The following is a 13,360-nucleotide window of genomic DNA, read 5'->3' as shown; positions in this document are numbered from 1 at the left end:
CTGCGCATGACCGCTTCCATTGCCACCCACATCCTCGGCTTCCCGCGCATCGGCGCCCGCCGTGAACTCAAGGCCGCCGTCGAGGCGCACTGGCAAGGCAGGCTCGCCGCCGACGAACTGCACTGCGTCGCCGCGGGCCTGCGCGCCCGGCACTGGGCGCAGCAGAAGGCGGCCGGGCTCGACTTCGTCACCGTCGGCGACTTCGCCTTCTACGATCACCTGCATAACGTCACCGCGCTGTTCTCGGCCGCGCCGGAGCGCTTCGGCCTGGGCGGGACCGTCGATCTGGCCGGCTACTTCGCGATGGCGCGCGGCACCGCGCAGCAGCCCGCGCTGGCGATGAAGAAGTGGTTCGACACCAACTATCACTATCTGGTCCCCGAGATCGGCCCGCGGACCACCGTCAAGCTCGATCGCGGCTGGCTGCTGCCCGAGGTGCGCGAGGCGCTCGCGCTCGGCCATCAAGTGAAAGTCGCGCTGCCCGGCCCGCTGACCTGGCTCTGGCTGGCGGCCGCCGAGCCGGGCTTCGACAAGCTGCGGCTGTTGTCGCTGCTGCTCAATGGCTACTTCGCGTTGCTGAGCGAACTCGCGCAGCTGGGCGTGCGCTGGGTGCAGCTCGACGAGCCGGTGCTCTCGCTCGACCTGCCGCCGGACTGGATCGCGGCCTACGGCGTGGTCTACCGCGAACTGGCCGGCGCCGGCCTGCCGCTGCTGCTCGCGAGCTACTTCGGTGGCGTCGCCGAGCACGCCGCCTGGCTCAAGCGGCTGCCGATCGCCGGCCTGCATCTGGACCTGGTGCGTGCACCCGGGCAGCTCGACGCCTTCCTGGCCGACTGGCCCGCAGACAAAGTGCTTTCGCTCGGCGTGATCGACGGCCGCAATCTCTGGCGCAGCGACCTGAGCCGGGCGCTCGCCTCGCTCGCTGCCGCACGGGCGACGCTCGGCGAGCGACTGTGGGTATCCGCTTCGTGCTCGCTGCTGCACGTGCCGCACGATCTCGCGCAGGAAACCCGGCTCGATCCGCGCATCAGGAGCTGGATGGCGTTCGCAGAACAGAAGCTCGGCGAACTCGCCGTGCTCAAGCGCGCCTTGAACGAAGGCGAAGCCGCCGTCGCCGAACCGCTGCAAGCCGCGGCGACCGCGATCGAAGACCGTCGCAATGCGCCGAGTACCCGGCGCGACGAGGTGCGCGCCCGCGTCGCCGCATTGAACGAGCGCGATACGCAGCGCCAGTCGGCGTTCGCCGAGCGCATCGCCGCCCAGCAGGCCGTGCTGCAACTGCCGAAGCTGCCGACGACCACGATCGGCTCGTTTCCGCAGACCGCCGAGATCCGCGCCGCGCGCGCCGCGTTCAAGGCCGGCAAGTCCGGCGAGGCCGATTACGTCGCCGCGATGCAAAACGAAATCCGCTTCGTCGTCGACCGGCAGGAACGGCTCGGCCTCGACGTGCTCGTGCATGGCGAGCCCGAGCGCAACGACATGGTCGAATACTTCGGCGAGCAGCTCGACGGCTACGCGTTCACGCAGTTCGGCTGGGTGCAGAGCTACGGCTCGCGCTGCGTGAAGCCGCCGGTGATCTACGGCGATGTCTCGCGCCCGAAGGCGATGACGGTGGAGTGGTCGCGCTATGCGCAAAGCCTCACGTCCAGGCCGATGAAGGGCATGCTCAGCGGCCCGCTGACGATGCTGTTCTGGAGCTTCGTGCGCGACGATCTGCCCAGGCGCGAGGTCGCGCTGCAGCTCGCACTCGCCTTGCGCGACGAAGTGCTCGACCTCGAAGCCGCCGGCATCAGGCTGATCCAGATCGACGAGCCGACGATCCGCGAAGGCCTGCCGCTCAAGAAGGCCGACTGGCCCGAGTATCTCGACTGGGCCGTGCGCGCGTTTCGCATCACCGCCGCGGGCGTGCGCGACGAAACGCAGATTCACACGCACATGTGCTATTCGGAGTTCAACGACATCCTGCCGGCGATCGCCGCGCTCGACGCGGACGTGATCACGATCGAGACCTCGCGCTCGCGCATGAAATTGCTCGAGGGCTTCGCCGAATTCCGCTATCCGAACGACATCGGCCCGGGCCTCTACGACATCCACTCGCCGCGCGTTCCGGCCGCCGACGAAATGAGCGAGCTGCTGCAGCGCGCGCTCGAGGTGGTGCCGGCCGAGCGCCTGTGGGTGAACCCCGATTGCGGGCTCAAGACGCGCGGCTGGCCGGAAACCGAAGCGGCCTTGAAGACGATGGTGGCGACGGCACGTGCAGCACGCGCGAATCTGCCGTGATGGAAGACCCGCAGCCCTACGCCGAGCTGCTGGCGCGTCTGGTCTTCGAAGATCGAGAAGAAGAGGAGCCTGAGCAGGAGCCGCAATGGCATGGCGCCGACTGCGACTGCGCGATGCGCGGCCGCTAGATCGGCGCGCCGACGCTCACGGCAACGTGAGCGAAGCGCGCTCGAGCAGCGAAGGCGCTGCGCGCTGCACGCAATCCTGTCGGTCGCAGACCTTGCAGCCCAGGCCGATGCTCGTGCTCGCATCGGGCTCGGACAGATCGAGGCCGCGCGAATAGATCAGCCGATGCGCATGGCGCAGATCGCAGCCGAGTCCGACCGCGAAAGTTTTTTGCGGGCGCCCGTAGCCGATCGGCCCGCTGACGACGCGCCTGGCGATCCACAGATAGCTGCGTCCGTCCGGCATGCGCGCGATCTGCGACAGCACCTTGTCGGGTTGCGAGAACGCCTCGTAGACGATCCACAGCGGACAGGTGCCGCCGACCCGCGAGAAGTGGAAATCCGCAGCCGAATGCCGCTTCGACACGTTGCCCGCACGATCCACGCGCACGAAGAAGAACGGCAGTCCCGGCATGCCCGGACGCTGCAGGGTCGACAGCCGATGGCAAACCGCTTCGAAGCCGACGCCGAAGCGGCTCGACAGGCGCTCGATGTCGTAGCCGAGTTCTTCGGCCGATTGCAGAAAGCGCGTGTACGGCATCACCAGCGCGCCGGCGAAGTAGTTCGCCAAGCCGATGCGCGCGAGCCGGCGCGATTCGCCTTCGGCGAAACCGCCATCGCGAATCAGCGCGTCGATGAGCGGCCGCATTTCGAGCGCCGCGAGCTGGAACGCCATCTGGAAGGCCTGCTGTCCGGGCCGCAGGAAGTCGGCCAGGTGCAGGGTTTTGCTGCGCTCGTCGTAGCGCTGCTTCTCCGAATTCTCGGAGCCGCCGATCAGCACGCGCACGCCGTGACGCTCGGCGAGTCGCGCCATGAGCGCCTGCGCCGCCTCGCCGACGACGAAGTCGCCATCGACGAAGATCGCCTCGGCCGCTTCGTCGAGTTCGACGATGTGGTTGTGCCGGCGATTGAAGTAATCACGCACCTCCTCGTGCTTGCCGAGCAGGCTGAAGGACGGCAGGTGGTTGCTGTCGCCGACCGTGGCGACGAGCGTCTCCGCACGCTCGCTCGCGACGCGCGCGCGCCGATGCAGTTCGAGCAGCACGCGCGCGACGCCCGGCATGTTCGCCGCGAGCGCGCGCGTCTCCGCGAGCGATACGGTGTCACCGCCGACTTCGGCGAGCACGTCGCGCACGTCGGCGATCAGGCGGGCCTCGTCGTCGTCCGAAAACATCTGCACATCGACGCCGAACTGCGCGTTGATGCGCAGCAGGATCGGCACCGTGAGCGGCCGCTGGTTGTGCTCGATCTGGTTCAGGTAGCTCGGTGAAATGCCGAGCGTCTTGGCGAGCGCCACCTGGCTGATGCCGCGCTCCTCGCGCAGCCGCTGCAGGCGCACGCCGACGAAGGCCTTAGACATGATGCCCTTCGCAAACTTCGCAAACCTGATTCCGATGCTTTGCAAATCTTCGCAATTTCAGTTCTTCCGCTGAAGTCATGGATGCGAATAATGCAAAAACGCACTGGCACTGACCAGCGCGCCACGCCAAGAAAAAGGAACCGCAATGTCCACCCCAGCCCCCATGCCGACCGTGAAACTGCTGATCGGCGGCCAGTTCGTCGACTCCACCAGCACCCAGTGGCGCGAGGTGATCAACCCGGCGACGCAGCAGGTGCTCGCCCGCGTTCCGTTCGCGACCACGCAGGAACTCGACGCTGCCGTCGACAGCGCCAAGCAGGCGTTCAAGACCTGGCGCAAGACCTCGATCGGCGTGCGCGCGCGCATCTTCCTGAAGTATCAGCAGCTCATTCGCGAACACATGAAGGAGCTCGCCGCGATTCTCACGGCCGAGCAGGGCAAGACCTTGCCCGACGCCGAAGGCGACATCTTCCGCGGCCTCGAAGTGGTCGAGCACGCAGCCAACATCGGCACCTTGCAGATGGGCGAGCTCGCGAACAACGTCGCCACCGGCGTCGATACCTATACCTTGCTGCAACCGCTCGGCGTCTGCGCGGGCATCACGCCGTTCAACTTCCCGGCGATGATTCCGCTGTGGATGTTCCCGATGGCGATCGCGACCGGCAACACCTTCGTGCTGAAGCCTTCGGAACAGGACCCGATGGTGACGATGCGCCTGGTCGAACTCGCGCTCGAAGCGGGGGTTCCGGCCGGCGTGCTCAACGTCGTGCACGGCGGCGAGAACATCGTCAACGGCATTTGCGATCACCCGGACATCAAGGCGGTGTCGTTCGTCGGTTCGACCAAGGTCGGCACGCACGTCTATCGCCGCGCCACGCTCGCCGGCAAGCGCGCGCAATGCATGATGGGCGCGAAGAATCACGCCGTCGTGCTGCCCGATGCGAATCGCGAGCAAACGATCAACAACCTGATCGGCGCCGCGTTCGGTGCGGCCGGCCAGCGCTGCATGGCCGCATCGACGCTGGTGCTCGTCGGTGAATCGCGCGCCTGGCTGCCGGAGCTCGTCGAGAAATCGAAAAAGCTCAAGCTCAGCGCCGGCACCGAGCCGGGCACCGATGTCGGCCCGGTGGTGTCCTGCGGCGCGCTCGAACGCATCAACGGACTGATCGAACGCGGCATCCTCGAAGGCGCGAAGCTCGAACTCGACGGCCGCGCGCCGAAAGTCGCCGGCTACGAAAACGGCAACTTCGTCGGCCCGACGATCTTCTCGGGCGTGAAGCCCGGCATGTCGGTCTACGAACAGGAAATCTTCGGGCCGGTGCTCGTGGTGCTCGAAGCCGCGTCACTCGATGAAGCGATCGACCTGATCAACACCAATCCGAACGGCAACGGCGTGGCGCTGTTCACGCAATCCGGCGCGGCCGCGCGCCGGTTCCAGGAAGAGATCGACATCGGCCAGGTCGGCATCAACGTGCCGATTCCGGTGCCGGTTCCGCTGTTCTCGTTCACCGGCTCGCGCGCCTCCAAGCTTGGTGATCTCGGCCCCTACGGCAAGCAGGTGATCCTGTTCTACACGCAGACCAAGACGGTCACGCAGCGCTGGTTCGACGACAGCACGCTGAGCGTCGGCGTGAACACGACGATCTCGCTGCGCTGATCGCAGGGCTCGGAGCACCGCGATGGATTTCGCTCTCACCGAAGACCAGATCGCCTACCAGGACGCCGCGCGCAGTTTCGCGCGCGGCGAACTCGCACCGCATGCGGCGCTTTGGGACGAAGCCGCCGAGTTTCCGCTCGCTGCGATCCGTCGCGCCGGCGAGATCGGCTTCTGTGGCATCTATACATCCGATGCGCTCGGCGGGCTCGGACTTTCGCGGCTCGACACCTCGATCATCCTCGAAGAGCTCGCGGCCGGCTGCACGAGCACCGCGGCCTACATCAGCATTCACAACATGGTGTCTTGGATCGTCGCGACCTATGCGAGCCCCGCGTTCGCGCGCGAGTGGTCGCCGATGCTCGCGAGCGGCCGCAAGCTCGGCAGCTATTGCCTGACCGAACCGAACGCCGGATCGGACGCCGCCTCGCTGCGCACGAGCGCGGAAAAACGCGGTGATCGCTACCTGCTCAACGGCAGCAAGGTGTTCATCTCGGGCGCCGGGGCGACCGACCTGCTCGTGGTGTTCGCGCGCACGGGCGGTGTCGGAGCCAGGGGCATCTCGGTGTTCGCGGTGCCGGCCGACACACCCGGCATCCGCTACGGCAAGCTCGAGCACAAGATGGGCTGGAACGCCTCGCCGACGCGCGCGATCGCCTTCGATGACGTCGAGGTGCCGGCCTCGCAGTTGCTCGCGGCCGAAGGCGAAGGCTTCAAGATCGCGATGAAGGCGCTCGACGGCGGGCGCATCAACATCGCGAGCTGTTCGATCGGCACGGCGCAGAGCGCGCTCGCTAGCACGCAGGAACATTTGAATTCACGCCGCCAGTTCGGCCAGGAGCTCGCACAGTTCCAGGCGCTGCAATTCCGACTCGCCGACATGCTCACCGAACTCGTCGCCGCCAGGCAGATGGTGCGACTGGCCGCGTGGAAGCTCGATACCGGAAGCGCCGACGCGAGCACCTACTGCGCGATGGCCAAGCGCTATGCGACCGACATCGGCTTCGAAGTCTGCAACCAGGCGCTGCAGCTGCACGGCGGCTACGGCTATACGCGTGAATTTCCGCTCGAACGCCATGTGCGCGACAGCCGCGTGCACCAGATCCTCGAAGGCAGCAACGAAATCATGCGCGTGATCGTCGCGCGCGCGGCGCTGCGCCAGGGGGCGACCGAAACGCTGCGCTGAGCTTTCCGTCGGCGGGTCGTGGCCCGCCTACAGCCGATCAACCAGGACCCGACATGAGCACCGAATACCGCAACCTGAAACTCGAAAAACGCGGGCACGCCGCGATCGTGACCTTGAACAACCCGCCCGCGCACACCTGGACCGTCGACAGCCTCAAGGCGCTCACGCAACTCGTGCGCGATCTCGATGCCGATCGCAGCGTCTACACGCTGATCGTCACCGGCGATGGTCCGAAGTTCTTCTCGGCCGGCGCCGATCTGAAGGTGTTCGCCGATGGCGACAAGGCCGTGGCGCGCGAAATGGGCCGCCGCTTCGGCGAGGCCTTCGAAGCGCTCGCCGCCTTCCGCGGCTTGTCGATCGCCGCGATCAACGGCTACGCGATGGGCGGCGGCCTCGAATGCGCGCTCGCCTGCGATCTGCGCATCGCCGAAGAACATGCGCAGCTCGCCTTGCCCGAAGCGACGGTCGGCCTGCTGCCTTGCGCGGGCGGCACGCAGAACCTGCCGTGGCTGGTCGGCGAAGGCTGGGCCAAGCGACTGATCCTGATCGGCGAACGCATCGATGCGGCGACGGCGCTGCGCATCGGTCTCGTCGAAGAAGTGGTGCCGCGCGGCGCGGCGCTAGAAACCGCGCTGGCCTGGGCGCAACGCACCGAAGGCCAGAGCCCGACCTCGGTCGCGGCCTGCAAGCAGCTCATCCAGGGCGCGCGCAGCAACCCGCTCAAGCAGCTGCTGCCACAGGAGCGCGAGGCTTTCGTGAACCTGTTCGACACGCTCGACCAGAAGGAAGGCGTCACCGCCTTCCTCGAGAAGCGCAAGCCGGAGTGGCGCAATGGCTGAGGCGAGCACGCAGGATCTCGTGCTGATTCGCGAAGCCGAAGCAGCCAACGGCAAGCGCATCGGTTACGCCCAGCTCACTGCGGAAAGATCGCTCAACGCGCTGAGCCTGCCGATGATCCGCATCCTCGATGCGGCGCTGCGCCGCTGGGCCGACGACGACGCGATCGTTTGCGTCGTGCTGCATGGCGCCGGTGAGAAAGCCTTCTGTGCGGGCGGCGATGTGCGCAGCCTGCATCGCGCAATCGTCGAGCATCCGGGCGCATTGCCGAACCTGCCGAATCTCGCCTTCTTCGCCGAGGAATACCGGCTCGACCATCGCATCCACACGTATGCCAAGCCGATCCTCGTCTGGGGCAGCGGCATCGTCATGGGCGGCGGGCTCGGGCTCATGGCCGGCGCGAGCCATCGCGTCGTCACCGAGACTTCGCGCGTCGCCATGCCGGAGATCACCATCGGTTTATTTCCCGATGTCGGCGGCAGCTGGTTTCTGAGCCGCATGCCGCGTGGCGTCGGGCGCTTTCTGGCGCTCACCGGCGCGTCGATCAACGCGCATGACTTGAAAGTCGCCGGGCTCGCCGATCACTTCGTACGCGCCGCCGATCGCGATGCGATTTTCGAGCGGCTCGGCACGATCGGTTTTACGGGCAATACGAAGGCCGATCACCAGACGCTCGCCACGATGCTGCAAGCCTTCTCGCAAACCGCGGGCGATGCGCTGCCGGCATCCAATCTGCAGAAACACGCCGCGCTGATCGAAGAACTCACCGCGCCGGATTCGCTCGCGACGGTCTACCGCAATCTCACCTCGTACCCGGGCGACGATGCCTGGTTGGGCAAGGCGGCCAAGTCGCTCGCGGCAGGCTCGCCGACCACCGCCGGCCTGGTGTGGGAGCTGTTGCGGCGTTCGACGACGCTGAGCCTCGCGGAAGTCTTCAGGCTCGAGCTGATCGTCGCGCTGCAATGCTGCGCGCATGCCGATTTCGCCGAAGGCGTGCGCGCCTTGCTGATCGACAAGGACAACCGGCCGCGCTGGACTCCCGCGACATTCGCCGGGCTGAGCGACGACTGGATCGCCGAACACTTCGTCGAGCCACGCTGGCCGCAGGGCGCGCATCCGCTCGCCGACCTGCGCTGAAGAAAACACAAAGGAGTCACAGCATGAGCCTCATCGCCTTCATCGGCCTCGGCAACATGGGCGGGCCGATGGCCCTGAACCTACTCAAGGCCGGACATCAGCTGCAGGTCTACGATCTGTCCGCCGCTGCGCTCGAAACCGCCAAGGCGGCCGGCGCGAGCGTCGCCGCGAGCCCGGCGCAGGCCGTCGCGAATGCCGGGATCGTCATCTCGATGCTGCCCGCGAGCCGGCACGTCGAATCGCTGTATCTCGGCGCAAGCGCCAATGAACAAGGCCTGCTCCAGCACATCAAGCCCGGAACGCTGGTGATCGATTGCTCGACGATCGCGCCGGCGTCTTCGCGCAAGGTCGCCACGGCCGCGCAGGCGCTCGACATCGTCTTCATCGACGCGCCGGTCTCGGGCGGCACCGCAGGCGCCGCGGCCGGCACGCTGAGCTTCATCGTCGGCGGCGACGCGGGCGCGTTCGAGCGCGCCAAGCCGGTGCTGGAGAAGATGGGCAAGAACCTCTTCCACGCCGGCGCGGTCGGCGCCGGGCAGGTCGCCAAGATCGCCAACAACATGCTGCTCGCGATCCACATGGCCGGCACCGCCGAGGCGCTCGCGCTCGGCGTGGCCAACGGCCTCGATCCGAAAGTGCTGTCCGAGATCATGCTCAAGAGCTCGGGCCGCAACTGGTCGCTGGAGGTCTACAACCCCTGGCCCGGCGTGCAGGACGGCGTACCGGCCTCGCGCGGCTACAGCGGCGGCTTCGGCAGCGCGCTGATGCTCAAGGATCTCGGCCTGGCGGCCGAAGCCTCGATCGCGAGCGGCAGCGCGATTCCGCTCGGAGAGCTCGCGCGCAACCTCTACGCGCTGCATTCGGCGAGTTCCGGCACGCTCGATTTTTCGAGCATCGTCGACTTGTACCGGCGCGAGCGCTGAGCTTGCGGCGGTGCTGACGGCGCCTTTATAGTCGCCGCCGTCATTGGGGAGTAGCCGCCTCCGCGTCGTCAGCGCGATCGGGAGGAGCCCACGTCAACAAACTCGGTCGAAGACCGTGGCGTGTGCGGGATGTCCAGGCGAGACCTTTGACTCTGTCATCCAGCAGCCGGGCCGGCGATGGAAGGCAGGGTCAATGGTGTCCACGCTCGCCGGCCCCAGGAAATGGAATCTGTGGAAGCTCTGCTCACCTCGTTCGGCATGGTCGCGATCGCCGAGATCGGGGACAAAACCCAGCTGCTGTCCTTCGTGCTCGCCACGCGCTTCAGCGGGCGGCATTGGCCGATCATCGCCGGGATCTTCGTCGCGACGATCTTCAATCACCTCGCCGCCGCCTACGTCGGCGACTGGGTCGCCTCGCACGTGTCGCCGGACGTCATGCGCTGGGTACTCGGTGGCGCGTTCCTGGCGTTCGCGGCCTGGGCGCTGATTCCGGACACGCTCGACGAAGACCCGATGCAGAAGCCCGGCGCCGGGGCCTTCCTGACCACGCTGGCCTTGTTCTTCCTCGCCGAAATGGGCGACAAGACCCAGCTTGCGACGATCGCGCTCGGCGCGCAGTACAGCAACCTGTTGATGGTCGCCGCCGGTACCACGCTCGGCATGATGGCCGCCAATATCCCGGCCGTGCTGATCGGCGAACAGCTCGCCCAGCGCTTTCCCTTGAGCAGGATGCGCTTCGTCGCGGCGGCCCTGTTCGCGATCTTCGGCGCACTGATCCTGCTCAAGTTCGATCTCGGGCTCGGGCTGGCCGGGCTTTGAGGCGAGATCGGCGTACCGACCGATCCACCACGGCTGCATTCACTTTGGCAGGCCACCGCGCCGACCTCGCGCCGGCTTCTCTCGCGGAACCAGCGGCGAGGACAGTTGGCGCAACGCTCCGGATGCGGCATCGCCGAGCAGTCGCTGGAAAGTCGGACATTCGGCATGGCTCGGCGCAGGGCAGGCCGCCGCATGGCGCAAGCCCTTGCTCACGGCGCGAAGCTGTTTGATGCGCGCATCGATCTCATCGGCCTTCCTGGAGAGCAGGGCGCGATCGACGCTGAGCTGCCCGCCGGGCGTGAGCATGAGCTTGATCTCCTCGAGCGAAAGCCCGGCGGCCTGGCCGAGCGCGATCAGCCCGAGCTGTCGAGTCACCGCGGGGGCGAAAAGGCGTCTCGCCCCCTGACGGTTCAGAGACGCGATCAGCCCCTGCTTCTCGTAATAGCGCAGGGTCGAGGCCGGAACCCCGGTCCGCCTGGCCACCTCCGAAATATCCACGGTGCCCTCTTGCGTTGAAGTCGACTTCAACTTTTATCGTGGCGGCTCACTGCATCTCGTGCAAGCACATCGGGCGGCCATCATGTCAATTCAAGCCACGGTCCTGTCGGTCATCGCCATCGGCTGCGGAGCAACACTCGTGATGGACGCCTGGTTGCTCGTCCTGCGCCGTCTCGGAATCCGCGCCGCCAGCTTCGGGCTGATCGGTCGCTGGGCCGCCCACAGCGTCCGTGGCCGATTCATTCATGCATCGATCGCCACGGCCAAGTCGGTCCGGGGAGAGCTCGCACTGGGATGGCTGGTCCACTACGCGGTCGGAATCCTTTTCGCCAGCCTGCTGGTCGCCTCTGCCGGACCCGATTGGATTCAGGCGCCGACACCGGCGCCCGCGGTGCTGTTCGGACTGATCTCGGTCGCCGCTCCGCTGCTCATCATGCAACCCGCGATGGGGGCCGGGTTCCTTGCCTCGAAAACGCCCAAGCCCTGGGCCAGCTGTCTGCGCAGCGCGGCGAACCATTGCGTCTTCGGTGCGGGCCTGTACCTCGCGGCGGCCGCCGTTTCCCGGCTTGTCTAGCGCCGGGCCCCATAACCAGCACCAAAACAACCCCAAACAAAGGAGTAGAGAAATGAACAAGATCGCAGTGGTCTACCACAGCGCTCACGGACATACGGAGTTCATCGCACGGCAGGTCGCGGATGGCGTGACCACCGAAGACCACGCGAGAGTGGCGGTTCGGAAAGCGGAAGACCTGATCGCTCATCCGAGCGAGCTGACCACCTACGATGGCCTGATCCTCGGATCGCCGACCTACCTCGGCGGTGTTTCCGGAACGTTGAAGACGCTGATGGACGCAACAGGCGGGCTTTGGCGCTCCCAGCAGTTGCGGGGGAAGCTGGCCGCAGGCTTCACGGTGTCGTCCTTGCCCTCCGGGGACAAGCAGTCGACCTTGCAGTCGATGTTCACGTTCTGCATGCAGCACGGGATGATCTGGGTCGGCAATCCCATCCTTCCCGAGCAGCATTCGGGCGTGCCTGACGACGAAGCCGCCAATCGGCTCGGGTCCTGGACCGGTCTGATGGCACAGGCCCGGCACGGCGCGCCGGCCGATGCCTTTCCGCCCGGCGATTCGAAGGGCGCTCGCCTCTTCGGCGCTCACTTCGCCCGGACACTGGCCCGCCTTGGGACCTCGGAGCCCGTCGCCTCGGGAAGCCCGGCATGATCCCGGGCAGGTACGCTCCCCTGCTCTTTGGCGCGATTCTCTCCGGGCTGATGTCCTTGATCGTCTCCGCGATTGCGACCGTCCGGGTGCTGGGCTTCGACGCATCTTTCGCTTCCGCCTGGCTCCCGGCGTGGTTCATGGCCTGGGCCGTGGCGTTTCCGACCGTCTTGGTGATCGCGCCGATCACCCGAAAGATCGTCGATGGCATGATCGTCCGGGCCCCGTAGCAGGCCCATTCCGAAAACCTGTCCGAAAGCCTGAATGTGCCGGCGGTGGGTCAGGAATAGACCCGTCGTGTCGTTTGATATCGACCCAGGTAAGATGCTCGCCCTGCTCTTCCCTGAACTCAGCTCTCGACATGAAGCGTTGGCGTAGCAACTAAGCATCCGACTGAACCCCTCTGCATCCACGGCAGCCGGGGATATCTCAGGGGGAATCGAGCGCAAGACGCGCCACCCTCTATCAGGAAAAACAAACGCTTAGGTGCTTTATGCTGCTCATGATCGATAATTGCGATGCTTGTCTAACGCGGTCCGGCGTCGCCCAATAGACCAACGTAACTCATTGTTTATTGGTGGTCGCGTGTCCGGCGTTGTCTAACCCAGAGCATTCCAATCCGCCGTCAATGTGTATATTCGAGCGCATATCAACTCGATATACACATGGCCACCAACGTACTTTCAGCACGCAAGGTTGAGACGGCGCCACCGCAGCCTAAGCCGTACTTTTTGAAGGACGGGGGCAGCTTGTTCCTCGCTGTCCGCCCCAATGGAAGCAAGCTCTGGCACTACCGTTACCGCATCGAGGGCCGACCGCAGATTTACTCGATTGGTCGGTATCCGGATGTGTCTCTGGAGTCGGCCCGCGCTGAAAGAGATCGAGCGCGGGACTTGGTTAAGAAGGGGTGTTGGCGCTCACCGAGAACTGACCATCAGGGGGTGCGGCTAAAAACTTGGACTGGTTAAGCAGCGAATGCCAGCTTCCTGCGGTGCTCCAAGGGACTGCGGTAGCCCAACGAACTCTTGATGCGTGACTCGTTATACCAGCGGATGTAGGCATCCAAGGCCGCGACGAACTCCTCGATGGTCGTGGACAGCCAGTCACGCGAGTAGAACAGCTCGTTCTTGAGGTGACCGAAGTGGAGAGGGCTGGATTCGAACCAGCGTACTCGTAAGAGGGCAGATTTACAGTCTGCTGCCATTAACCACTCGGCCACCTCTCCGGTGTTGGCGCTCACCGAGAACTGACCATCACTGCTCGTTGAAAATTGACCAGGGATGGA

The 13,360-nt window shown here is 65.9% G+C and carries 14 protein-coding genes, 1 tRNA gene, 1 pseudogene and 1 riboswitch; of the genes and pseudogenes, 12 read left to right on the top strand and 4 right to left on the bottom strand.

From position 1 onward, the window contains the following. Nucleotides 1-6 precede the first annotated feature (6 nt). Both metE and WQQ_RS25085 read left to right on the top strand, forming a co-directional pair. Entirely contained in the window at nt 7-2,280 is a 2,274-nt protein-coding gene (gene metE, locus WQQ_RS09850; RefSeq protein ID WP_007185008.1) for a 5-methyltetrahydropteroyltriglutamate--homocysteine S-methyltransferase, read from the top strand. Further along, on the top strand, nt 2,280-2,408 hold the full coding sequence (locus tag WQQ_RS25085) for a hypothetical protein (protein WP_007185007.1): 129 nt from the start codon (nt 2,280-2,282) through the stop codon (nt 2,406-2,408). The genes metE and WQQ_RS25085 overlap by 1 nt, the downstream gene beginning before the upstream one ends. Before the next feature lie 16 nt (nt 2,409-2,424). On the opposite strand, the gene WQQ_RS09845 is transcribed toward WQQ_RS25085, so the two are convergent. Then, nucleotides 2,425-3,804, bottom strand: coding sequence for a short-chain fatty acyl-CoA regulator family protein (locus WQQ_RS09845; RefSeq protein WP_007185006.1), 1,380 nt, complete (start codon nt 3,802-3,804; stop codon nt 2,425-2,427). Between the two features lie 145 nt (nt 3,805-3,949). Between WQQ_RS09845 and WQQ_RS09840 the strand changes: the two genes are divergently transcribed. The 6 genes from WQQ_RS09840 to WQQ_RS09815 all read left to right on the top strand — a co-directional run bounded on the left by WQQ_RS09840 (nt 3,950) and on the right by WQQ_RS09815 (nt 10,360). After that, complete coding sequence (locus WQQ_RS09840) at nt 3,950-5,461, top strand: CoA-acylating methylmalonate-semialdehyde dehydrogenase (RefSeq protein WP_040453316.1); 1,512 nt, start codon at nt 3,950-3,952, stop codon at nt 5,459-5,461. A 22-nt stretch (nt 5,462-5,483) separates the two neighbouring features. Next, nucleotides 5,484-6,644, top strand: a complete 1,161-nt coding sequence (locus tag WQQ_RS09835; RefSeq protein WP_007185003.1) for an acyl-CoA dehydrogenase family protein — start codon at nt 5,484-5,486, stop codon at nt 6,642-6,644. A gap of 53 nt (nt 6,645-6,697) precedes the next feature. Further along, nucleotides 6,698-7,483 carry an enoyl-CoA hydratase gene (locus WQQ_RS09830; RefSeq protein ID WP_007185002.1) on the top strand — a complete coding sequence of 262 codons (786 nt, stop codon included), beginning with the start codon at nt 6,698-6,700 and terminating at the stop codon, nt 7,481-7,483. Continuing rightward, complete coding sequence (locus WQQ_RS09825) at nt 7,476-8,618, top strand: enoyl-CoA hydratase/isomerase family protein (RefSeq protein ID WP_007185001.1); 1,143 nt, start codon at nt 7,476-7,478, stop codon at nt 8,616-8,618. Before WQQ_RS09830 ends, WQQ_RS09825 begins: the two co-directional genes overlap by 8 nt. 23 nt (nt 8,619-8,641) lie before the next feature. After that, complete coding sequence (gene mmsB, locus WQQ_RS09820) at nt 8,642-9,541, top strand: 3-hydroxyisobutyrate dehydrogenase (protein WP_007185000.1); 900 nt, start codon at nt 8,642-8,644, stop codon at nt 9,539-9,541. 33 nt (nt 9,542-9,574) lie between these two features. Beyond that, a riboswitch (yybP-ykoY riboswitch) is annotated at nt 9,575-9,758 on the top strand. A gap of 14 nt (nt 9,759-9,772) precedes the next feature. Then, nucleotides 9,773-10,360: a TMEM165/GDT1 family protein gene (locus WQQ_RS09815; protein ID WP_007184999.1), complete on the top strand. Its 588-nt coding sequence runs from the start codon at nt 9,773-9,775 to the stop codon at nt 10,358-10,360. Nucleotides 10,361-10,399: 39 nt separating this feature from the next. Here the strand turns inward: WQQ_RS09815 and WQQ_RS09810 are convergent, their stop codons facing one another. Then, complete coding sequence (locus WQQ_RS09810; protein ID WP_007184998.1) at nt 10,400-10,858, bottom strand: helix-turn-helix domain-containing protein; 459 nt, start codon at nt 10,856-10,858, stop codon at nt 10,400-10,402. Between the two features lie 82 nt (nt 10,859-10,940). Here WQQ_RS09810 and WQQ_RS09805 point away from each other — a divergent pair, with 82 nt between their 5' ends. The 4 genes from WQQ_RS09805 (at nt 10,941) to WQQ_RS23695 (ending at nt 13,043) form a co-directional block, all read left to right on the top strand. Beyond that, nucleotides 10,941-11,432 carry a DUF2938 domain-containing protein gene (locus WQQ_RS09805; RefSeq protein WP_007184997.1) on the top strand — a complete coding sequence of 164 codons (492 nt, stop codon included), beginning with the start codon at nt 10,941-10,943 and terminating at the stop codon, nt 11,430-11,432. A 52-nt stretch (nt 11,433-11,484) separates the two neighbouring features. Further along, the gene (locus WQQ_RS09800) at nt 11,485-12,078 is read left to right on the top strand and encodes a flavodoxin family protein (protein ID WP_007184996.1); all 594 of its coding nucleotides are present in this window, start codon (nt 11,485-11,487) and stop codon (nt 12,076-12,078) included. After that, a complete protein-coding gene (locus WQQ_RS09795; protein ID WP_040453313.1) occupies nt 12,075-12,305 on the top strand; it encodes a DUF2798 domain-containing protein in 231 nt (76 codons plus the stop codon). The genes WQQ_RS09800 and WQQ_RS09795 overlap by 4 nt, the downstream gene beginning before the upstream one ends. 435 nt (nt 12,306-12,740) lie before the next feature. Beyond that, nucleotides 12,741-13,043 carry an Arm DNA-binding domain-containing protein gene (locus tag WQQ_RS23695; RefSeq protein WP_083844480.1) on the top strand — a complete coding sequence of 101 codons (303 nt, stop codon included), beginning with the start codon at nt 12,741-12,743 and terminating at the stop codon, nt 13,041-13,043. On the opposite strand, the pseudogene WQQ_RS23690 reads toward WQQ_RS23695, so the two are convergent. Both WQQ_RS23690 and WQQ_RS09785 read right to left on the bottom strand, forming a co-directional pair. Continuing rightward, nucleotides 13,040-13,216, bottom strand: a pseudogene (locus tag WQQ_RS23690) (IS3 family transposase); the annotation flags it as partial. The gene WQQ_RS23695 and the pseudogene WQQ_RS23690 sit on opposite strands and share 4 nt — an antisense overlap. A gap of 1 nt (nt 13,217) precedes the next feature. After that, a tRNA-Tyr gene (locus tag WQQ_RS09785) sits at nt 13,218-13,300 on the bottom strand. Nucleotides 13,301-13,360 lie beyond the last annotated feature (60 nt).

It is taken from the genome of Hydrocarboniphaga effusa AP103, assembly GCF_000271305.1.
Taxonomy (GTDB): domain Bacteria; phylum Pseudomonadota; class Gammaproteobacteria; order Nevskiales; family Nevskiaceae; genus Hydrocarboniphaga; species Hydrocarboniphaga effusa.
The sequence above is the reverse complement of the archived record's forward strand: the minus strand, read 5'-3'. Positions and strand labels throughout refer to the sequence as shown.

Excerpts from the sequence above, each read along its gene's own strand:
- metE (WP_007185008.1), top strand. The coding sequence starts at position 7 with ATGACCGCTTCCATTGCCACCCACATCCTCGGCTTCCCGCGCATCGGC.
- WQQ_RS25085 (WP_007185007.1), top strand. The coding sequence starts at position 2,280 with ATGGAAGACCCGCAGCCCTACGCCGAGCTGCTGGCGCGTCTGGTCTTC.
- WQQ_RS09845 (WP_007185006.1), bottom strand. The coding sequence starts at position 3,804 with ATGTCTAAGGCCTTCGTCGGCGTGCGCCTGCAGCGGCTGCGCGAGGAG.
- WQQ_RS09840 (WP_040453316.1), top strand. The coding sequence starts at position 3,950 with ATGTCCACCCCAGCCCCCATGCCGACCGTGAAACTGCTGATCGGCGGC.
- WQQ_RS09835 (WP_007185003.1), top strand. The coding sequence starts at position 5,484 with ATGGATTTCGCTCTCACCGAAGACCAGATCGCCTACCAGGACGCCGCG.
- WQQ_RS09830 (WP_007185002.1), top strand. The coding sequence starts at position 6,698 with ATGAGCACCGAATACCGCAACCTGAAACTCGAAAAACGCGGGCACGCC.
- WQQ_RS09825 (WP_007185001.1), top strand. The coding sequence starts at position 7,476 with ATGGCTGAGGCGAGCACGCAGGATCTCGTGCTGATTCGCGAAGCCGAA.
- mmsB (WP_007185000.1), top strand. The coding sequence starts at position 8,642 with ATGAGCCTCATCGCCTTCATCGGCCTCGGCAACATGGGCGGGCCGATG.
- WQQ_RS09805 (WP_007184997.1), top strand. The coding sequence starts at position 10,941 with ATGTCAATTCAAGCCACGGTCCTGTCGGTCATCGCCATCGGCTGCGGA.
- WQQ_RS09800 (WP_007184996.1), top strand. The coding sequence starts at position 11,485 with ATGAACAAGATCGCAGTGGTCTACCACAGCGCTCACGGACATACGGAG.
- WQQ_RS09795 (WP_040453313.1), top strand. The coding sequence starts at position 12,075 with ATGATCCCGGGCAGGTACGCTCCCCTGCTCTTTGGCGCGATTCTCTCC.
- WQQ_RS23695 (WP_083844480.1), top strand. The coding sequence starts at position 12,741 with ATGGCCACCAACGTACTTTCAGCACGCAAGGTTGAGACGGCGCCACCG.